At 50.8% G+C, this 23,057-nt stretch carries 8 protein-coding genes; all 8 read left to right on the top strand.

Annotated features, from left to right (window positions below; translation table 11 throughout):
* The first annotated feature begins 332 nt into the window (after positions 1–332).
* The gene (locus ACN0YN_RS27165; protein ID WP_417388110.1) at positions 333–4,259 is read left to right on the top strand and encodes a hypothetical protein; all 3,927 of its coding nucleotides are present in this window, start codon (positions 333–335) and stop codon (positions 4,257–4,259) included.
* Between the two features lie 83 nt (positions 4,260–4,342).
* On the top strand, positions 4,343–9,592 hold the full coding sequence (locus ACN0YN_RS27160) for a hypothetical protein (protein ID WP_417388109.1): 5,250 nt from the start codon (positions 4,343–4,345) through the stop codon (positions 9,590–9,592).
* Positions 9,593–9,660: 68 nt separating this feature from the next.
* Entirely contained in the window at positions 9,661–12,111 is a 2,451-nt protein-coding gene (locus ACN0YN_RS27155; RefSeq protein WP_417388108.1) for a DUF1559 domain-containing protein, read from the top strand.
* Between the two features lie 75 nt (positions 12,112–12,186).
* Positions 12,187–16,143, top strand: a complete 3,957-nt coding sequence (locus ACN0YN_RS27150; protein WP_417388107.1) for a hypothetical protein — start codon at positions 12,187–12,189, stop codon at positions 16,141–16,143.
* A gap of 20 nt (positions 16,144–16,163) precedes the next feature.
* Positions 16,164–17,348 (top strand): hypothetical protein, encoded by a 1,185-nt coding sequence (locus ACN0YN_RS27145; RefSeq protein ID WP_417388106.1) that lies wholly within the window; start codon positions 16,164–16,166, stop codon positions 17,346–17,348.
* A gap of 105 nt (positions 17,349–17,453) precedes the next feature.
* The gene (locus ACN0YN_RS27140) at positions 17,454–18,920 is read left to right on the top strand and encodes a hypothetical protein (RefSeq protein ID WP_417388105.1); all 1,467 of its coding nucleotides are present in this window, start codon (positions 17,454–17,456) and stop codon (positions 18,918–18,920) included.
* Positions 18,921–19,013: 93 nt separating this feature from the next.
* Positions 19,014–20,831, top strand: a complete 1,818-nt coding sequence (locus tag ACN0YN_RS27135) for a hypothetical protein (protein ID WP_417388104.1) — start codon at positions 19,014–19,016, stop codon at positions 20,829–20,831.
* A 99-nt stretch (positions 20,832–20,930) separates the two neighbouring features.
* Positions 20,931–23,057: a DUF1559 domain-containing protein gene (locus tag ACN0YN_RS27130; RefSeq protein ID WP_417388103.1), complete on the top strand. Its 2,127-nt coding sequence runs from the start codon at positions 20,931–20,933 to the stop codon at positions 23,055–23,057.

The following is a 23,057-nucleotide window of genomic DNA, read 5'->3' as shown; positions in this document are numbered from 1 at the left end:
TGCTCATTTCGTGCAAGATGGAATCTCCCGGGTCCTGCTTCCTGATCAGGCTCATCACTTTTGCTGCGGATGCAGAGCTGACTGGATGGGGGTGTGTTGCGTTTGCTCCAGAAAACACCGTCTCTAAGAGAAGTTAAGAAAAAGTTCATTGTGGGAAAAAAGTCAAGATCCATGTTGATCTGGCATTTACATATGACCATGATGAATGTTCAGTTAGTCTGTTCATTATCTGACTTTCTGATGTGCATCAGCGTTCTCTCTGAATTACTTGATCTGTTTTCCTCATAGCTCTTCATTCTATCATTCTCTTTCAAAATCAAAGGAGATACGGAGTGCGAATCAGCATCCTGTGGATCTCTCTGTCGATACTGTTTTGCAGCCTGTTCAGCGGACTTACAGGCGGGCAGGAAGCAGAGGCACAAACAGGTGATCAAAGCAGATTCCGTTCAGGTGAAACGCATTTAACTCCCGTCACTCTGCCTTCTGTGACACCGCCAAGACTAGACCGTTGTCAGGCGAAGATAAAACTGCCAGGTGTGTTCACCCATGTTGCCGCTGGTGGCAACGGCCATTATCTGATCTTTTATCTGAAGCAGCAGAAACAGCTGGCGGTCTTCGATGTTTCCGCAGCGAAGATCAGCAAACTGATTCCCATTCCATTTGAAGACATCTGCCTCACCGCAGGAGCGGATAAGCTGGTGATTCTCTCGCGCGACCAGTCTGTCATTCAGCGTTACAGTCTGAACACGTTTGAAAAGGAATTATCTCTACCAGTAGCTCTGAAAGGCGAGGGGGCTCAGCTTGTAATGGGATCAGCCTCGAATGGTCCGGTTTTATTTTTCTCTGGTAATGAGAGTTACGCGGAAAAATCATTTCTGGACCTGGGCACTCTGGAAAAAAGTCGCGTCGACCTGCCCGGGGGAGAGATTCACGTTCTCAGCGGAAATCGAATCATTCACGTTTCCCCAGACGGTAAGGTGTTTGGTATCTGTGTGGGCGGTATTGCTCCCTCTCGTTTAAAAACCATCAGAATCAATGGCAATCAAATTGAAACAGCGCACCGCTATGATACGAATGGAGTGGTCGTTCCCGGTAAAAATGGAAGCCGGCTGTTTAACGCCAGTGGTATCTATCTCCCGTCTCTCAGGCAGATCGCTGGTGAGGTCTGTTTGAATTCTGGTATTCCGGCGGTTTACAGTGATTTTTATTTCGTACGCGGCGAGGATGGCAGCACATTCCATATTCATCGGGGCGATCAGGCGCATCCTCTCGCGACGGTCTCTGCGCCCGGTCCGCAGATTCTACCTGATGTCAAAGACACCAGGGGGCGTACGAATGAATCGGTTCAAAAAGAAGCAGAGCCGTTCCTGCGTCACTATTTTATTGAACAGGCGCAGGTCCTGATTACTCTGCCGGAATCCAATGACGAAATACTGCTGCAGCATCTCGATCTGAAACAGACACTGAAGCAGTCAGACCAGAATTATCTGTTTGTCAGCAGCGAGCCGATTTTAGAGGCGACGCGAGCGGAACGCTACACGTATCCGATCCAGGTGGAATCAAAACAGGAGAAGGTTCGGTTTAAACTCTATTCGGGACCTGAGGGAATGACAATTTCCTCGCGCGGTATTCTCGAATGGAACGTGCCTCCGGATTTCCGGGACAGTCGGGTGAATGTCTTTGTGAATATCGTTGATGCAACCGGCTATGAGCTGTTTCATGAGTTTGAAATTGCCGTCAGCGGCGATCGGGCAATGACTGCGGATATTCCCAAAATTGTACCGGAACCCGTTGTCAGTCAACCCGCGCCTGCAAGCAGGAATGCTACCTCACAAGGGATGAAAGGTGCTCTCGCGATTCTCAAGTCAGCCGCTCAGCCGAAACCGGAACCTCCTGAACCGGCGCAGTCGAAACCGGTTGACACGCCTCAACCGGGGCAGAGCAAGGTGGATCTGCCCGCTCCTTTGACGGACATGGTGGCAGGACGCGGCGGCCAGTATCTGATCATGTATTTTCAGAGTCTGAAGCAATTAAAAGTGTTTGATGTATCGAGTCTGAAGTTTATCAAAACTCTGCCGGTAGAATCTGAGGAGATCCTGTTTGCAGCGGGGGCGGAGTATCTGATCGTCGTTCTGCGCGATCAACAGAAAATTGAACGCTGGAAACTGGATGATTTCAAACGCGATCTGGTCGTACCTGTGCCGGTTGATAAGCCGATCCATGCAGTGGTAATGGGGCATTCCTCTTCGAATCTACTGGTCTTATTATCGGGGCGTGATGCGAACGGGCAGAATTATACCTACGTCGATCCCCGCAGTATGAAAGTGATCGAAGTCAAAGCGAAAGATTCCGGTTATCTCACTTCCAGGCCGTTTTTGTTAAAGGCTGTTTCCGCTTCCGCAGACGGGCGTGTGATGACGCTGGGTAACCACACACTGATTTACCTGGATTCAAACATCGAGCATCGGCAAAGCCCGCGCGATTATGGTTCGTTACTCCTGCCGGGCGCCGATGGTACGTTTCTGTATTCAGAGCGGGGCATTATCACAAACCAGATGGAAGAGATCTTCCAGGCTGCTGAAGTAGGAAATCCGGTGTTGCCGATCCAGTTAGGCAGCCTGATTCCGGCAATTCAACCCGGCTACTTTCTCAATCTGCTCTCATCCAGTCGGCGTAATTCCGGTCAGATTGATATGCTGGCCGTGCATGCAGCAGGGGAACTGCAACCACTGCTGACTTTGAACGACGTTGATACTTCACTCAGTAAGTTTGAACGTCAGGACCCATCGGAAATGGCGTTTGCCAAACGTTTCTCGTTTTTTCCGGACCACAGTCTTCTGATCCAGGTTCCAAATACCAATGACAGTCTGATTCTGCATCGTGTACCACTTCAGGAGCTGATGAAACAGTCGGGCATTGATTATTTCTACGCGACATCAAGGCCTGAGACGAAAGCGGCTCCCGGTGAGCTCTGGAAATATCAGATTGAAACGGCTTCCCGGAAAGGGGGAGTGAAATACGAGTTGAAATCGGGACCTGAAGGGATGGCCGTTACGGACACAGGACTGATGACCTGGAAGGTTCCTGCTGACATTGTAGAGCCTGAATTTAAAGTCACCGTTCAATTGAAAGATAATTCGACCCAGGAACTGAACCACCGTTTTACCATGTTCGTACCTGCTGCGATTCGGATCGCGCAGGAGAAGATCCGCCGGGAAGAGGAGCGGAAAGAGGCCGAGAAGAAAATGATGGAAGACCTCAAGGCAGCAGCGCTGGAATCCAAGCGAATCGTGGAGCGTGAAAAACAGAACAGCATCAAATTACAACGCCTGGTTGAGAATGGTGAAATGTTTCGGGAGCAGGCGGAACAGGATACGGCAGAACAATTTCGGAGATTTGAAAAAGAACAGGCTCTGCGGAAACTGCGGGGATTCGGACCAGGCGCACCAAATCCGTATCGTCTCTGGACGGACATCAGCGAGAACGAAATCGAGGCACGACTGATCAAGTATTTTGCTGATACGGTGATTCTGCATTCCCGGTCCAATCAAATTCTGACGATTCCGGACAATACGTTGAGTGCGCTTGATCGGGAATATCTGAATCAGGTTTCCAAAACAGAGATCGCAGAACGGAAACAGCGGGAACAGGAACTGGCAGATAGTGGTTCACCACAGAAGCGAATGCTGGAACTCTGGTTAGCCATTCAGAAAACTCCCAGCCGCTTCGGCAATAAAAATCTACTGGGGAATATCCAGGATCAGCAGGGAAAGCCGCTGTTGAGCTGGCGGGTTCAGCTTCTCAAGTATGTGGGGCAGGGGGAGCTGTATTCCCTGTTCCGTCATGATGAGCCTTGGGACAGTGAATACAATAAAAAACTGATACCGCTCATCCCCGCATTCTATCGTTCTTCCCGGTCCAAAGCAGGGGTCGGAAAAACAAATCTGCTGGCGATCCGGGCGCAACGTCCGCTGTTTAGTGGTCCTGGTGGAGAGAGTCTGTTTCGCGGGGGAGAACTGCCGGGCAAAACCGCGATAGTTGTGGAAGCGCCCGATGCGTTAGCCGTCGAATGGACGAAACCCGATGACTGGGAGTATGAGTCAGACAATTCCATCGAGCAGCTGTTCGGATTTCAGCCAGACGGTTTTTATGCGTTATTTGCAGATGGAAAAGTCGAATTGATTTCCGACAAAAAGCCGCGGGATGAGATCAGCAGAATGCTGAATCTCATAAACGGGCCCACGAAAAAGACACAGTGATCCGGTCCGATTCGATCGGAATATTTTATTGATCTGTTATCTGAATTCATCAAATTGCGTTATTACATCAAAGGAACAGCCACGTGAATGTCACTTTGCTGAGGGTGTCACTGCTGATTGCCTGTTTTGCGCTCATCTGCTGTGATGCAGCAGGGCAGACGACCAGACCAGGTGAAGCGCATTTGACGCCGGTGAAACTGCCTGAGATCACCGCTCCCAAACTCAGTCCGGATCAGGTCAATGTCAAGTTGCCAGGTGTCTGCAGTGAGCTCGCCATTGGCGGCGGTGGGCGCTATTTTGTCTTTCACGTTTCAGACAGGCAACAGCTGATTGTCTTCGATGTTTCCCTACTCGAAGTTGTAAAAACGTTGAAGATGAATACAGGGAATTTCTGTTACACCGCGGGCGCTGACAAGCTGGTGATTGTCAATCGGGAGGAAAACAGAATCCAGAGCTATCATCTGCCTGATCTGAAAGAGGTACAGTCGCAAGCTCTGTCTGCCGATTTGCATGTGGCCCATATCACAATGGGGGCCGCTTCTAACGGTCCCATTTTACTGGGGTCGGATCAAACGGAAGGGGCATGGCAGTTTCTCGATCTGGAGACACTCGGCCCTTCTTCAGTGCAGATATCGTCCGAGTGGGAGCTGAATCATGCGGACCGGTGTGACGTCGAGGCATCAGCCGATGGTCGCGTTTTTGGTATCAGCAAGAAGTTTGCTTCACCATCGGGGTTGTTGCGGGTGGCGATCAAAGGGGACACGGTAGAGACACGATACCTGGAGAAAACCTGGGGAAAGGGGTTTCCCAGTCAGGATGGCAGCAAGCTGTATAACCTGTCGGGGATTTACAACCAGGAGCTCGAAAAAATCGATCAGTTTAGTAACCTGATCGGCGGGTATATGCCTTCTTTCAGTGATTTTTATCTGTACCCGCTCGGCGGTAGAGGAAATCCATATTCGGTGATCCTGCCAGGGTCTGATAAACCTTTACTCACGATACCTGGACCTGGTCCTGAAATCTCCCCCGTGATCCAGCATATCATCCCGCCGAAAGGGTTTCGCACTGATGTCAAAACGGATGGCTTTCCGCGACGTTACTTTATTGAAGCGGCGCAGCTGATGATGTTTATCACGGGCAGCAACGATTCGATTGACTTGCGTTCGCTGAATATTGCCGAGCGATTGAAACAAAACGGAAGACTTCATTTCTATGTTTCGCGTGAACCTGACGAGGACGCGTATCGGGGTGAATTATACGAATCTGAATTCAAGGTCAAGTCGGTCCAGGGTGAAGTCAAGGTTCAATCGATTCGACCTCCCGACGGATTGACAGTGACCACGGAAGGTAAGATTCGCTGGCAGGTACCAGAGGATTTCGGCATCGACGAATCTCATATCACTGATCACATCGAACTCAGGTTTCGCATCTCTGATTCCAGCGATAGCGAATCGGTCGTTGGGTACAAGCTGCTCTTCAGGGAGAAACCGGTTCTGTTTGAGAGCCTGCCTCTGACGGCAGCTGGTAAGGCGGGGGAAACTCATCTGAGGCCGGTCATTTTACCGGAGTTCAGCGCGTCTGCTTTTCAGGGAGATCACGCTGTGGTCAAGTTGCCGCGCCGGTTCACCCGTGTTATCTCTGGGGGCGGGGGGCGTTATCTCATCTTTTATTTACCCGATATCCGGCAACTGGCGCTGTTTGATGTTTCCCGGGCTCGCATCGTGAATTACATGACCGTGAATTCCGGTCAGGTTTCCTTTGCTGCCGGTGCGACCAAACTGGTTGTGCTCGATCACAATCAGCGAATCATCACGCGTTATGAACTTTCGACATTTAAGAAAGAGTTCGCGCGGCGGATTCCGGTAGAGGGGGGCGTAGTACAGCTGGCGATGGGGGCCGCTTCCAATGGGCCTGTCTATGTCGGCGGCCTGAAGACGGATGACCGGCGTAAGCGTGTGATGGTCAGCAGTTTTCTGGACCTGGAATCTCTGGAACTGATTGAACTGGAGTCGCAGCGTCCGCCTGAAGTCTCTGCAGAAGATATCAGGAGCTATTATGTGAATGCTTCTGCCAACGGGAAGGTCTTTGGAGTCAGTCTGGGGATGAGGTCTGGCTGGAGGGGAGTGGCTTACGAGGTCGACGGAAAAAAACTGAATGCGATGTCCCTGAATAAATCTTATGGACCGCTGCTGCCCGGGCCTGACGGCAACCACATTTTTGCCAGTGGCGTCGTCATGACGAAAGATTTAATGCCTGTCAATCAGAACCTCAGAAGCATGTTTCCTTCTTCCGATCCCAGCCTGGTGGTACAGAGAGAAAGAAGTCTGAAACGCGATGTGAAGATCTACGCGTCCGGCGATACGGAGCCTTTAGTGACGATCCCTGATGTCTGGGATAAAGAGAGTGGATCAAACCAGCAAATGATGGATTCCAACTTGAGATACATGCAGGCGTATTATATTCCCCAGGCAGAGACCCTGGCCTATCTTCCTGAAACGAGAAGTCGAATTTATCTGCATCGAGTCAAACTGGATCAGTTACTAAAGGATCGCAAAAAAGATTACTTATTCACCCAGAGCCAGCCCGTCAAGATCGCTGCACGCGGCGAGAAGTATGAATACAAGCTCGAAGTCAAATCAAATCAGACTCCATTAAAGTACCAGATCGATTCCGGTCCAGAGGGGATGACTGTTTCCAGCGACGGTGTGGTGACCTGGGCTGTTTCGAACGATTTTCAGAATGATCAGGCATCTGTGATTCTTACCGTGACCAGTCCGACGGGTAATTCAATGTATCACTCCTACCTGCTCTCGATAAACGGGAAAATGCCGGCAGGGTCTGCTGCTCCGAAACCGCAGCCGCTTGCGAAAATGGATTCCAGGACTGTCTGGGCCCGCTTCAACGGTTCGAATCAGGTGACGCTGCCGAAGCTGGAAGCGGTTCAGTTTGAAGGAAAACAGAAAGAGCTCACACTGCCTGCCGAAATTACCGATCTCGTGGTGGGGGGAGGCGGCCGCTATCTCATCTTGTATTTTGAGACACTGCATCAACTGGGAATTTTTGATACGTCGCGTGCAGAAATCGTCAAATTTCTGCCGGTTGATTCTGAGAAAGTGATGTTTGCAGCAGGCGCAGAGCATCTGCTCGTTGTTGATCCCGATCAAAAGATTCTGGATCGCTGGAGCCTGAAGACATTCCAGCGCGAAGCGACTGCTTCCCTGCCGATTCAGGAGCCGCTGGAAGGCATTGCCATCGGGAACGCATCCCGGGGACCACTGGTTGTGTTTGTGCATCGTCATCAACCGTTCTACTTTGTTGATCCTGTTTCGATGCAGGAAGTCGATCTGGTTACATTGGATGAACTGACAGATTTTCAAACACGCCCTGAAACTCCGTCAGAGCGGATCGAAAGGAGACTGCGGGAGGAAAGGCTGAATCGTTCACGAATAAGTGACCAGTTTAACGGCACGGATACGATTTCGGCAGATAGTCGTCTGGTTGGTCTGAGGTATGGGGCGCTGGACCAGCTGGGTTCTGTTTACGACTGGCGCTCAGTGAAAAGCCTGGGATGGAAGCTGTTGCCGAATGCCTCGGGAACACGGTTTTATACAGAGGCTGGAATCTTTGATACGGAGATGATGCAAATCGGAAAGCGGAATCGTATCAGGCATATTCCGTCAGTTCAAAGCGGCTATTATCTGACGGTTCAACGCCATAATTCCGGGAGTCAAAAAAATCTGCAGGATCTGATGCTGCAGATTGAAGAGAATGAGAATCCCCAATTTCCTTTAACCGATGTCGATGTGACGCAGAGTTTTGTCAGCTCTTCCGAGACCGTTCCGTCATTTGAAAAGCGTTATACCTATATTCCTGATGCCGGTCTGCTCGTACAGATACCCGCTACAAATAACAGGTTGATTCTGCATCGTGTCGAGATCGATCAACTGCTGGAGGAGTCGGGCGAAGATTATCTTTATGCGACGTCCTTCGCTCCGGCAACTGGACTGCTGGGAAAACGCTGGGAATTTCCAATTTCGGTGAAATCAAAACAGAAGGTCACTTACACTCTGGCAACGGCGCCTGAAGGTATGAAAGTCTCTTCTGAAGGACTGGTGACATGGGATATCCCTGCAGTGTTCAGCACGCCGAAGGTTCCCGTTCAGGTGCGGCTGCATAGTCAGTCCGGTAAGGAACTCTCCCATCACTTCACAATCACTATTCCCGAAGCTTACAAGATTGCCCGGGAAAATGCAGAACTGGCGGCGAAACAGAAGGCAGCAGATGCAAAGGCGAAGCAAAACCGGGAAATTGCGATGGCAGCAAAAGCCGTTGAAGAGTCGCATGCCGACGATAACAGGTTAAGACTGGTCAAACTGAAACAGGAAGGGCCCAATGCGAAAGCCAAACTGGAAAAGGAAGCGCGAGTGTGGCTGAAGCGCCAGCAGGAGAAACAGGGAACGCAGTCGATTCCCTATCGTTACTGGTCTGATGCGAGCGGTAACCGTATCGAGGGACAACTGGTGCGGGTCTTTGGCGGGATCGTGAAGGTACGTCTCAAAAGTGATTTGCAAAACGGTTTGCGTTTGAGAAATTCGAATCAGAAACCGGAACTGATGAGCCTGACTCTGAGTGAACTATCTTTAACCGATCAGAAGTATGTGAATGAATATTCCGCTGCTCAAAGAGCAAAACGCAACCGTCCGGAGACCGCAGCAGAGCGAGCGGAAAAATTAAGACAACAGTTGCAACTGGTGGCGACGGCGCTGAATTCCAAAACGCAGGGATCAATTGGTTTTCCACCTGCCTATTCCGTGGACCGGTTTGAGCAAGGCATCCTCAAAGACAGACCAATGTTAAGCTGGCGCGTCCATCTCCTGCCCTATCTGGGAGGAGCCGAGCTCTATAATCTCTTCCGTCAGGATGAGCCCTGGGACAGTGAATACAACCGTCAGCTGATTCCTCTCATGCCCTTTTTCTACCAGGTTCCCGGTTCCAGTGCGGATCAGGGAAAGACGAATCTGCTGGGTGTGAAAGGCAAGGGTTGCATCTTTGTCGGAAAAGATGAGGTCAGACCCAGGAATGTGACCGATGGGCTGAGCAATACCGCGATGGTCGTTGTTGTGCCCGATGAACTGGCGATCGAATGGACCAGGCCCGATGACTGGGAGTACTCGGGGGAAGAGAACATCAAAGATCTGTTCGGCACCGGCTCGAAGGCGTTCTGGTCCATCTTTGCGGATGGCAGTGTCAGATCGATTTCCAATAAAAACACTTTGAATGAAATTTCGCCCATATTTACCACCCAGGACAGGCAGCCTGTGAATTTGAAATAAGCTCTCCTCATAATTTGATGATGCACATTCATCAGCGAGAGATAGATATAATAAAAAGGTTAATCGGAATGCGATGCTTAAATTTGAGAGGCACTCTGTTCGTTCTACTCGGATTTCTGTGCGGCGGATTTGCTGAAGTACAGGAGCAGAGCGGTCAAGCAGTGGCGCAAAGCAAAACTGGTTTAGCACAGGTGACGCTTCCCAGGATTACACCGGCCCGGTTTTCGGGGGATCAGAAGGAACTCCAACTGCCTGGTAAGATCATCGATTATGTCGTGGCCAGCGGTGGACGCTATCTGATCCTGCGCCTGAAAAATGACCGCCAGTTACATGTATTTGATACGGTCAAAGCAGAAATCATCCAGCAACTGCCTATGTCAGCAGATCATTTCCTGTTGGCAGCCGGTGCTCAGTCTCTGCTGGTCGTATTACCGGAAACCAGGACGATCGAACGCTGGAGTCTGACCAGTTTCAAAAAGGAAACAGAGGCTCCACTTCCGTTTTCTGCGCCTGTCCTGGAAGTTTCTATGGGATTTGCTTCTGAAGGGCCACTGGTATTGTTGACGGAGGACAGGAAGCAATTTCAGCTCTGCCAGTTCATCGATCCGCATACGCTGAAGCTGCTGGATCTGGATCGCATTATCGTCAAGGAGAAAAACGACGGATCGACCGGGCGCCGGAAGATTACCAGTGGCAGTGCGGTGCAACCCCATCGATTTGGTTCGATTCGCTGTTCAGCCAATGGACGAATCGTCGCCTTTGATTCCGGCATGATCCTGCTGACGGAAAACTCGCTTGAATATCAAGACCTAAGGATGAGAGGGTTTGGACGACCCCAACCGGATGCGGCAGGAAACCTGCTCTACACTTATGATGAGTGTCTCTCCGTTTATGGGGATTTAGCTGTCCAATACTACAATCCAGCGATACACATCCCCGCGGTTCAGCCGGGATTGTATATTACCCTGAAGCCATCACTTCAGGACAGGTTTACCCCGTTTCAGGCCGCTTTATTGCAGGTGGAGCGAAAATCAAAAATTCAGATTCCACTGGAAAAAGTGGATGTGACTTTAAGCAATTCCCAGGGGACCTGCGAGGTGGCCTTAACCAGGCGGTTTTCTTTCATTCCTGACGCACAGTTACTGGTCCAGATTCCGGCTACCGCTGACAAATTAATCCTGCACAAAGTGGATCACGCTGCCTTACTGAAATCGGTGAGTGAGAATTATGCGTATGTGACATCGTTCCCTGTCACCACTGCAGTGCCGGGTAAACTCTATCAATACCAGCTCTCAGTGAATTCCAATCATAGTGTAAATTATAAACTGGGGAGGGGGCCGAAAGACATGACGGTATCTGATTCGGGGCTCATCACCTGGAAGGTACCTGCAGAAATTTCAGAAGTGAATGTGCCTGTGACGATTTTGATGAGCGGCCCGGGTGAGAATCCTCGTTTTAAGTATTCCGATTATCTCTTCATTATTACGGTGCCTGCCGCGACCGAAAAAATGAACCAGGAAGAAATCAATCATGCCCTGGAAATCAATGCCCTGGAGCTGGGACATCTGATTACTCGCTATGAAGATAAAGCAAAAAAGCTGCAGGAAGAACTGGCTGCCAACGGTACCAAAGCGAAACAGATTGTAGATGAAAATGCTTTGCTCAAACTGAAGCAGATGGAGGAAAAACAAAAGAGAACCGAGTCAGAGCATGAGTCTCGAACCTGGAAAGATTCATTGGGAAATGAACTGGATGCGCAATTTGTAGAATCTTTTGGCGGTAAGGTAAAACTGAAAACTCGAACGGAAGGGGAATACGATGTTTCCCTGAATGAATTGAGTACCGGAGATCAAAAATATATCCGGGATCTGTCGGCAAAGGCCCGGGAAGAAAAACAACGAATCAAAGCAGAGGAGCAACTACAGATTTCTCCGCGACAGGAAATGCGTCAAATCTATGCCGGGATGCAGAATTATTTACAACAGCGTCAAGGTTCACTTCTGTCGGCACACAGTCATAACCGGTATAGACAACCATTGTTAAGCTGGCGCGTCAACCTGTTGCCATACATTGGGGGCGACGCGCTCTATAAACTGTTCCATTTTGATGAGCCCTGGGACAGCGAACACAATAAACGCCTCATACCTCTCATGCCGGCTCTCTACCGGACGCCGAATTCGAAAGCGGGTGAGGGCAAAACCAGTCTGCAGGTTGTGATTGGTGAAAATTGCCTGTTTAAAGACTGGGGGGGAGTCGGACTCGAACTGGTGACGGATGACCTGGACCAGACCGTGATGCTGGTTGAAGTGCCCGATAAACTGGCGGTGGAGTGGACGAAGCCGGACGACTGGGAATTTACTTCCGAAACGGCCATCAAAGAACTGTTCGGTTCTCAGTCTGGAGGATTTTATGCGTTGTTTGCCGATGGAACTGTGAAGCTCATTTCCCGTGAAAACTCACTGAAAGATATCTCACGGGCCTTCATCCGCGATGATGGCGAAGCGGTGAAACTGAAATGAGCATTATCGGCTGATGAACCAGAGTGAAGAATTGAATGATGTTTTTGTTTGTGAAGCGAGTTGTGGAGTGATGTGATGCGGCTGAATCAATTACGGTTATTCTGCTTGTTACTGGCTGCGGTCTGCTGCTGCAGGGGGCTGCCTGCGCAGGAGAAAAAAGACGCGTCAGGGAAAACACAAATTCATGCCAGCCGCATTGAAGAGAATGTGGCGCGAATTTATCGCGAGATGCCTGAACTGAAGCCGCCAGCGTCACGGAGCAGTCTGGCTGGTCGAAAACCGGGTGAGGCGCATCTGGTGCCCGTCACACTCCCTCCAATTCTGCCTGCCCGATTTGAAGGTGCGAAAACGACCATTCAGCTGCCTGCTGAATACAGTGATGTCGTTGAGGGGGGCGGCGGACGTTTTCTGATTTTTTATCTGAAGAAATTGAAGCAAATGGCAATATTTGATGTGTCCGCTGCCCGGATTGTCAAATACCTGCCGCTGGATTCGGAAGATGTGGCGTTCGCAGCCAGTGCCAACAAGCTGTTGATTGTCGCCCGCGATAAAGCATTTATTCGACGTTATGACCTGTTCACCTTTGAGCGGGAACTGACGAAGCCGTTACCGGAACCTGACTTATTCTACCGCATCGCGATGGGTTCTGCTTCGAATGGGCCCTTCCTGCTGCGTAGCGGCGAGGATCAGCTACCCAAGCACTGGTTTCTGTATGATCTGGCGACGCTGGAGCCGAATGGATTACAGGTTGAGACAGAGCGTTTCGATGTGCGGGGTGGCCCCCACCTGCTGCTCCGCGCCTCAGCCAACGGGCGAGTGTTTACACTCCGCGATTTACATAATGCAGCGAGTCTGGTTGTGGACCAGAATTCGGCAAACAAGTTCAAGAATACTTATTCCGGCGGTTACCCCTTTCCCAGCGCAGATGGCAAAACGATTTATCACAACAGGCGCGTTTTTAACAGTGAGATGAAGCCGCAGTCTTCCCCTTTCAACTGGCTCGGCGTCCCCAGCAGTTCCGGGGATTTCTTTCTGACTCGCGGCGATAATGAAAAGAGCTCTACCCTGCTGATCATGCAGCCGGGCAACCCGGATCCTGTTCTGTCTGTACCTGAAATTGGTGAGCCAGTCTATGGAGAGTATTACTCACTGTTTAAAGCAGATGAAACGGGGAATCGCTTATATTTCATCCAGGATGCCAAAACTCTGATCTTTCTGCCTGCAAGTAATACTGAGATTGTGCTCTACCGGTTTGATCTGGAGCGGGCTCTGGAAGAATCCGGTAAAGATTATTTCCTGGTGATCAGTCAACCGCCTGTATCTGCAGAGCGGGGAGCGAAATTTACCTATCCGCTTCAAGTCAAAGCGAAACCGGCGCAAGTAAAGTTCAAAGTGAATATCGGTCCCGAAGGAATGACTGTGAACCCGCAGGGACTGGTGGAATGGCAGGTCCCGCGAGACTTGATCGAAGAGCAGGTCGATGTCGTTTTATCGATGACAAAACCCTCCGGAAAGGAAATCCTGCAGACGTTTCGATTAGCGATACAGGGAGAGCAGACTGCCACGGATTCCCCTGCTGAGTCCGTCGTGACACCAGAGTCTGCAGAACTCAAAACGGATACTAAATATACCGCATTGCCGACCATCACCCCGGTTCCATTCAAAGGCGATCAGAAGCAGATTAACCTGCCGACACCGATGACAGATCTCGTGACGGGGGGAGGCGGACGCTACCTGATCATGTATTTAAAGGCATTGAAGCGGCTGGCAGTCTTCGACTGTTCCCAGGGGGCGATTGTGAAGTATCTTCCCGTCGATTCAGAAGACATCCTGTTTGCAGCCAGCGGTTATCATCTGATGGTTCTGCTCCGGGACAAAATGTTAATTCAGCGCTGGAATTTATCGACGTTGAAGCGCGAGTTGACGATCCCTGCGCCCACCACAGCCCGAATCGGCGGGATGGTGATGGGGAGTGCCTCGCATGGTCCGCTGGTTTTGTTCTGTGAACCGGGCCCGTCAATTCTGTTTCTTGATCCGGACACCATGCAACTGCTCGCGCTGGAAAAAGAACGCGAGTCAGATAAGAACCGCAGTGTCTACCGTGGTATTGAACCACGTTATCTCCCGTACGCTGCTGCCTCCGCCAACGGGCAGGTGATTGCGGTGGGAGAGACGATTCTTGTCTTGAAAGGGAACAGCTATGAGAGACGTCTCAGTCCGTTACTGTTTTATTCTTCGGGTGTGAGGAAGCAAAAAGATTACGGGATGCGGCCCAGTACTGATGGCACGCAGATCTATGCGCCGCTGAATGTCTACAACCAGCAGATGATTCGAGACAAAAATAACAGGCAGTCAGAAAATCTGCTGATCCCGGCGACGCAACCTGGATTTTATCTCTCTCTCGTCGGGCATTACAGCAGGGGAGGCAGCACGGGACTGGCATTATGCCTGGAAGGCCAATCCAAGCCGTTTACAGACTTGAAGGAGGTGGATGTTTCGCTGAATCGAATCGCGCGGGATCACGTTTTCAGTATGTCGGGCATGGCTTATACCAAACGATATACCCTGGTACCTGATGCGCATCTGCTGATTCAGATTCCGACAGGAGACACGAGTCTGGTTCTTCACAAGGTCAATCCAGAACTATTGATGAAACAGAATGCCGATCACTACCTGTTTGTTTCCTCGCCTTCACTGTCAGCAGCCCACCTGGGGCAACCCTGGCAGCATCAGATTAAGGTTCAACCGAAGCAGGGGGGTGTCAATTATCAGCTGTCAAACGGTCCGGAGGGCATGGCTGTTTCTCCTGCAGGCCTGGTGACCTGGAAGCCGCCGAAAGACTTTGCCAGATTACAGGTGGTCGCACTGATTTTCATTGAGGATCAGTCCGGAAAGTCGATTTCGCATCATCTGACAGTTTCCATTCCGGAAGCAGCCGAGAATGCGGCGCGTGCTGCAGCCGAGGAATTGGCACGGATCAAGGCAGTCAAGGAAGCCCGGGAGCGCCTGGAACAGGAGCGTCGCAAGCAGGAGTATGAGAGACAGAGCCAAAGAGGAAGAATGCGCAAGATTCCCGTACAAGAGCCTCAGGCAATCACAACCCAGTATGCAGTTAAAGTCGGTCCGATTGCCAAGGCGAAAGCAGATGCCAATGCACAGCGACTGTTCGAACAAAAAGCAGAGGAATTAAATCAACGTCAGTTAACCCGGGGGACTCGAACCTGGACAGACTACAAGGAAAATCAGTTTGAGGCGCAACTGATTCGAGTTTTTGCCGGGTATGGATATTTCAATACCCCGATTATGAAACAGGATCGAACCAGCCTGCCCCTCAAGCTGCCACTGGATAAATTGAGTACGGAAGATCGTAAGTATGTAACTGCAATCAGCGGCTATCTGGCTAATCAACGAAATTTATATGAAAACCTGAAAACGGAAGTCCATTCACCGCGGCCTGGTATGACCAAAATTGTGCCTGGCCTGGAAAGGTTTACTTTCAGAGGGTCTCATACCGTTCCTCCTTATTCCGTGGATGACAAGGGCAAACCATTGCTGAGTTGGCGCGTACAGATATTACCGGCGATAGGCGGACTCGACCTGTATCGACTGTTTCATCATGATGAACCCTGGGACAGTCCGCATAACATACAGCTGCTTCCATTTATGCCCGAATTTTATCGCTCCCCCGATTCAAACGCAGCTCTCGGAAAGACAAACCTGCTGGGAGTGTCAGGCAAGCATTCGCTGTTCTCCGCTGCAGCGGAAGATCAAAAGCCTGAGGTGAAAGACAGTCTCAATAAGACGGCTCTGCTCGTAGAGGTCCCCGATCAACTGGCGGTCGAATGGACGAAGCCGGCGGACTGGGAGTATGTGGATCAGAATTCCATTAAATCGCTGTATGGTTTTCGCGATGATGGTTTTTACGTCCTGTTAGCCGATGGCAGCTCCAGGTTTGTTTCCAGCAAAAATTCCCTGGATACGCTGTCCCGGCTGTTTACCTGTGATGACGGTCTGCTTTTTGAATTAAAATAAGCGTTATGAGGAAATTGTCTGTGCGATTTTTATTTTATCTTCTGTTGTGTCTGCAGTTGAACGTGAGCGTTCCCGTCTCGCTTTCTGCGCAGGAAACCGCGACGCCGACTGCTGCGGTGCAAGCGTCTGTGTTCAGAAAATATCGAGGCGGACACCAGGATCTGAAAATGCCGGCAGAGATTACCGATGTCACTCTGGCAGCGAATGGGCATTATCTGCTGATTTACATGAAGTCACTGCGCACGGTCAGCGTGTACGATGTGAATGAGGCCCGCATCGTCAAGGATCTGGCGATGGCCACAGACGATGCCATGATTGCCGGCGGTGCAGCGGAGATGATCGTTGTCAATCGACAGCAGAACCTGATCGAACGCTGGTCGCTGGCTTCATTCGAACGCGAGGCTGTCAAACGGCTGCTAATACCGGGCAAAGTGACTCAGCTTGATCTCGATTTTGATTCGTATGGCCCTTTGAAGCTCTCCCAGATTGAAGGCCGGGCCGATTTGTCTCAACCGCGAAAACCTGTTTTCTATATTGACTTGAAGACACTGGAAGAGGTGAGCCCTCCCGACCCGCATCTGGTTCCGAAGTTGTCCAGGGAAGAGCAGAGTTTCAACAGAAAAATGGGATACTGCACTCATCCGGAATATGCCGTCTCTTTACCGTATCGGCTGGACGACCGCAAACGATTCCCTACAGGTGAAAATAACACAGAGCATGTGAGCATTCTTACCAGGAATTCGGCCAAACAACTCGGGTATGCCGAGATTGGTTTTATGGGAAAAATGAAATTCGGGCAGAGAGACCCGCTGTTTACGGACAGGAAAAGGATCTACTTTATTCCGCAGGCAGATCAGATCCTGTCGATTCCGCTTTCTAATGATCGCCTGCATATTTCCCGGTTTGAACTGAGTCAGTTACTCCGCAAAGAGTCTCCGTATTTATTCGTCTCTTCCCTTCCACCCGGCGAATGTCGACGCGGTCAGGATTGGCAATACCAGCTGGAACTGGAATCCTCATCCAGAGAAGTTGCTGTCGAATTGAGTGCCGGGCCAGAGGGGATGCAGATTTCAGATTCCGGAAAACTGACCTGGCGCGTTCCGGAAGACTTTAAATCAGATCAGGCGATTGTGATTGTCTCTCTGATACCCCAGGATGGTAAAACGAAATTTCAAAACTTCTCTTTAGAGATACGAGATCAGTAAATGAAACGGATTCTATTCAGTCAGAACGTCGATTCGCAGCACTGGTCTGTTCTCTGCAGCAGAAAACAGTCTGCAGCAGAGGAGACGTCACGAAGGAAATCGAAAATGAAGTTGTCAGCGTGGACTGTTTGTATTTATCTGATGCTGTGTCTGGGGGTCCCGGAAATCTCGGTAGGTCAGTTAAAGCCCGGGGCGGCGCATCTGGCTCCTGTCAAACTGCCACCACTGTCTGTTACAAAATTTGAGGGGACAAAAACGACAGTCCATCTGCCTGCCCCTTATGTGAATGATGCCGTTGATGGCGGGGGAGGGCGGTATCTGATCTTTCAGTTACAGGACAAAAAACAGCTGGCGATCTTCGATGTGGTAGAGGCCCGCATCGTGAAAACGCTCGATGTCAATTCCGATGATCTTGCTTTCGCTGCCGGCGCAGACAAGCTGGTGGTACTGCTCCGCGATCAGCATCAAATTGAACGATACAGTCTGCAGACATTCAAAAAGGAACAGTCCGAAGCCCTGCCTCCCGACAGTCCTGTCTCTCGAATCACCATAGGGGCTGCTTCGAACGGCCCGATCCTGGTGGGAGCAGAAACGGGAGAGTCCGGACACCCTTATTTCCTGGATCTGATCACGCTCAAACCAGCTGCCATTCAGATGTCCGAGGAATCATGGGAATCAATCGAAGGTCAGAACCTGATGGTGAAGGCGTCTGCGAACGGGCGGATCTTCTGTCTGTCCCAGTCGGGGACTGACCCCACGTTCGGGACGATGGTGATCTCGGTAGAGGGACTTCAGGCGCATGTCCGCTATTCAGAGGACATGCAGGGATTCAAAATTGCGGATGAGGAATACCTGAATGTAGTGCTTCCCGGCCCGGAAGGAAAAGCGATTTACACCTCAAGCGGAACACGCTACCCGGACCTGTTGCGCCTGGACAAGGATACGGAATATAAACCAATCTCTTTCGGGATACCTGCTTTACAGGGAGACCTCTGTATGGCGCTCGTCTCGGGCAGTTCTTCCATTCAAATTTATCGTACCGGCGCATTGCCCGTTCTGCTCACGCTCCCTGATATCTGGTCCAAAGAACGCTGGCCCGATTACAAGGCCGGTTTGAGAACGGCTCACGCGCGGCTGCGCTTTGTTCCGGACGCGCATGTGATTTCTTTTCTGCCGGAGAGTCGGGACGAAATCATTTTGCATCGTTTTGATGTGGATGCGGCTTTGAAAGAAACAGGCACCGATTATCTCTTTGTAACAAGCTTTCCCACGCGGGATGCGGAGCGGGGAGATACCTACCAGTATCGGGTGAGATTCAAATCCAATACCAAGCCGGTCAAATATAAGGTGATGAATGCTCCTGTAGGAATGACCGTCTCACCTGAAGGTCTCATTCATTGGGATGTGCCCGCTAATTCTACCAGTGATAAAGAGCGTGTTTATCTGGTCCTGGAGTCGCCATCAGGAAAAAGATTTATGCAGACGATTGCGATTTATGTGACCTACAAGCCAGGTGTTTTAGGTGAGCCGCCTGATAACCCGGGCCGGAAGTCAAGATCCTCACGTCGCTAAAGCACGCGTATTATAAGTCGTATTCGTTTATATCAGTGAAGCATTTATTCTCTCATTGTTTTTCAGCTTGCCAAAGTTGTCTCCGAGGTTTCGATGGCCATCAAATTCAAATGCAGTGGTTGTGGCAAAGGTTATAAAATCCGCGATGATCAGGCGGGAACGCAAATCGAATGTCCCGAGTGTGACACGCTGATGAAAGTCCCCAGGCCAAGTATGGGTAGTCCCACAGACTCGACTGCTCAGGCAACGCCTGCAGGTTCTCAGCAGAAGCAGACGTTGTCTCCGGGTTCGATCGTCGTCAAGAGCAGGAAATCCTCAAAGGGGGGAAACAGGAAACCGCTGCTGATCGGCGCAGGGATATCAGTCGCTGTTCTGCTGATGGGGGGGCTCGCTTTTCTCCTGTTTTCAGGCGAAGAAGCGGAACAGGCTGCTGTAGAACATGTTGAGCCTGCTGCGAATGCTGCGGAGGCTGCCAGTCCTGCTCCGGAAGTGGAAGCGGTTGCTCCCGCGGTAGATTTAATTGCCGCTGCTCCCGAGAATCCACCCGAACCGCAAAAGTCCGTCGGGATCGCACCTGTCGTAGAAAAAGCGGTGCCGGGATTCACAAGGTACACGGGGGGGCAGGAAGAGATCAAGTTGCCTGGAGTCATTACGGATCTGGTTGCCGGAGGCAGAGGGCGCTACCTGGTCCTCTATCTCAAAGCACAGCGACAGATTCTCATTTATGACGCCAATGAAGTTAAGATTGTCAAAACCATTCCCCTCGAAACAGATGATGCACTCATCGCTGCCGGCATTGATGATTTTGTTGTGGCAGATCGATCGGGAAAGAGAGTGGAACGCTGGTCGTTCGACACCTTTCAGAAGGAGACCGTGAAGGCTTTACCCAAAGATACCAGGTTGAGGGGAATGGCTCTGGGGCATGCTTCGCAGGGGCCATTAATGCTCTACTTCGAGCATAAAACGGACAGGCAGCATCTGTATTTGCTGCTGTTCTGTGACCTGGAAACGCTGCAGGATGATCCCGCATACGATACCGTCAGACTCGCTGATATTCCCTCTGCAGACTCGCTGACGTTCAGGGCCTCAGGTGATGGAACCGTCTTTACACTCTACGATACCAGAAACGGTGAAGTTGAGGGGCTGTTTGCTGTCAGTCGGAAACCGCTGTATACAAAAATCTGGAAGTTTGGAAAAAAAAGTTCCGGTGCCGCGTATGGTAATTACAATCTGCCGGATTTGAATGGATCCCTGATGCTGACAGAGAGCGGCCCTTATTCTCAGGAGCGTAAATATCGAGCATTTAAATCCGGGGGGCCAAGTGTTATCCCTTCCACTGATGCAAATTTCTATGTGTCCCACCCGATGGAAGGCAGTTCGGTGGATATCTATCTCGCTGAATCCGGAGAGAAGATTGCTTCCTCGATCGTGGGACCCCTGGGAAAACTGTCCGACGAGTTGAAGCCCAGGGAGAACGCTGCCTCCATTCGCAATCTAGACGATCTGGTCCCGCTGGATAAGCGGATTCATTATATTTACCAGGCGGATCAGATTGTGACGATTCCGTTTTCAGATGATGCGTTACGGATCGTTCCGTTTTCCCTGATCAATGAACTTCATAAATCTCAAAAAGGTTATCTGTTTGCCACTTCCGTTTCGCCTCAGTTATGCATCAAGGGAACTCAGCTGGATTACCAGCTGGAATTCAAGTCGAGTTCCCCGTCAGTGACCATAGAACTCAGCGCCGCACCGGAGGGGATGAAGCTGTCAGAGACCGGTCGGCTGACCTGGCAGGTACCGGAAACATTTAAAGACAAATCTGCGTATGTAATTATCACGTTATATTCCGAGGATCAACAAATGGCGTTTCAGGTGTTCGAACTCTTCGTGCAGGATCAGGCAAGAGGTTAACTGTTCGCTGATGTTTCCTGCAAAGGCATCTGACAATCAGCATGTCAGCCGTTTATACGCTTCCTGTTCGACAGTTTTTAAAGTCACTATGAGGGATCTATGGTCATTGAATTTCGCTGCAGTCAATGCAAAACGCCATATGAGGTTACGGACGAAAAAATTGGCTGGGTGGTGACCTGCGAAGCCTGTGGAGCGCTGATCAAAATACCTGCGCCAGTTGAAGAGGAACTGGAAATACTGGAGCTGATCGAAGAAGAAGAAGCTGCGGAGGAGTATGAGGATCTTTCCTATCTGGTCGAACAGGAGACCAGCAGCCTCGAAGAAATTCAGGAGAGCGCTTCCCCGGAACCCGACGAAACCAGCCACTGGTTGCTGACAGGCGGTGTTACGCTTGCAGTCTTATTATTTGTCGGATTGGGTCTGTACCTTTTCTATCCCGCGGGGCAGCCATCAGATCAGGTGGCAGAAAAGAGCGAGTCCGCTTCTTTGCCTGCAGTGGAAAAGGAATCCGGGAAAGCATCAGCCGGGCCGATTCTGAAAAAGCCTGCCGTCACCAGTCCCAAGCCCGTCGAACCAGACCCAGTGTCATCAAAACCTGCAGAGCCGAAACCAATGCTCCCCGAACCGGTCGTGTCAAAACCGGCTGAACCAGAGTCTGTAGAACCAAAACCGGTTGAACCAAAGCCAGCGCAACCAAAGCGTACAGAACCAGAACGAAGGGAACCGAAGCTGGCGAAATCTAAACCGGTCGAGTCGTTGCCTTTCATGCCGAAACCGTTCGAGCTATGGCTAGAGGACCCGAAGCCGGCCACGACGAAACCTGCTGCAATGACGGTTGCCGAAGCCACTCCAAAGCAGCCTGAACCACCAGCTGTCGTCAAGGCAGAGCCGAAAGAAGAAGTTGTTACCCAGCCAGCGATGCCCTATGAGCGGTATCAGGCAGTCGAAGATTCCTTGCGAAAAATTGCGGGTGCCTTTCATAATCTGGCAGCAATCTATCAAGCGTTTATGCCTGATCCCAAAATTTACAAGCGTTACTATGATGATCAGGGGCGCTTGAAAGTCAGTTGGCGCGTGCATCTGCTTCCTTACCTGGGAGAAGAGGTGTTGTTTCAACGGTTCAAGCTGGATGAAGCCTGGGACAGTCCGATCAATAAAGCGGCTGCCAAATATATGCCTGCAATCTATCGTTCTCCCGAAACACCCACCGGTTCGAATCTGACCCGCTTTCGTGGATTTGAAGATCCCAAAATTGTCGCACCGCCGGAGAATGCCGGACGGTCTCGAGGCAGGGGGGCAAATGCGGTGGCTTCCATGTTTACAGCCGGTTCAACAGGAAGGATGAGGGATATCATTGATGGATTTTCCAACACGGTCTTTCTCGTCGAAGCGGGCCCCGATCAGGCAGTGGAATGGACGAAGCCGGGAGAACTGGACCTGGCTTCCGCATCCAAATCGGTCGGCAAGACTCCGCTGGGTATCCCGACTGCCTTTATTGATGCGCGAATCCGTTTATTGAAATCGGATATCGACGATGAGACCTGGCGGAGTCTCATTCATCCTGCCGATCGCGCCAAAGTCGATATCGACAAGCTCTCACTCCAGGTTCGCAGATCGTTAAATGTGAAGACAACGGATAAAAATCTGGTTCAGATGAAAAAGATTTCGTCTGGATTATCAAGGTTCGTCGATTCGCATCGACAATTTCCCCCCGCCTCTAAGCAACTCGGGAAAGGGAAGCAGCTGTTAAGCTGGCGCGTGTACCTGCTGCCGTCTCTGGATGCCCATTGCCTGTATGAGCAGTTTAAACTGGATGAGCCCTGGGACAGCCCGCATAACATCAAGCTGCTGAAACTGATGCCGGATGTTTATGAATGTGAAGGTGTGACGGAACCCGGAATGACTTCGATCATGCATTTTGTCGGCCCCGGGACGCCCTTCCAGAAGGATCGGCCAGGCCCTTACTACCGTAGTTTCGAGGATGGGGTAAAGTACACGATCCTGTATGTGAAAGCGGGGGCAGACAAAGCCGTTCCCTGGACGAAACCGGATGAACTGACTCTCGATCCGGAGAACCCGATCCAGTCGCTGGGAACCATCAAGGGGGATCACTTTCAAGCGGGGATCGTGGATGGAACCGTGCGCGAAATTAAAACGGACATCCCGGCTGAGAAATTAAAGAATCTGATCAACCCGCGGGATGGGGAAGTCGTCGGCGATTTTTAA

Source organism: Gimesia sp., from assembly GCF_048260065.1.
Classification (GTDB): Bacteria; Planctomycetota; Planctomycetia; order Planctomycetales; family Planctomycetaceae; genus Gimesia.
Note: the sequence above shows the minus strand (reverse complement) of the source record. Positions and strands in the feature narration are given on the sequence as shown.

What these genes read in the sequence shown, in the direction of transcription:
- ACN0YN_RS27155 (WP_417388108.1), top strand. Translation starts at nt 9,661, where the DNA reads ATGCGATGCTTAAATTTGAGAGGCACTCTGTTCGTTCTACTCGGATTT.
- ACN0YN_RS27150 (WP_417388107.1), top strand. Translation starts at nt 12,187, where the DNA reads ATGCGGCTGAATCAATTACGGTTATTCTGCTTGTTACTGGCTGCGGTC.
- ACN0YN_RS27140 (WP_417388105.1), top strand. Translation starts at nt 17,454, where the DNA reads ATGAAGTTGTCAGCGTGGACTGTTTGTATTTATCTGATGCTGTGTCTG.
- ACN0YN_RS27135 (WP_417388104.1), top strand. Translation starts at nt 19,014, where the DNA reads ATGGCCATCAAATTCAAATGCAGTGGTTGTGGCAAAGGTTATAAAATC.
- ACN0YN_RS27130 (WP_417388103.1), top strand. Translation starts at nt 20,931, where the DNA reads ATGGTCATTGAATTTCGCTGCAGTCAATGCAAAACGCCATATGAGGTT.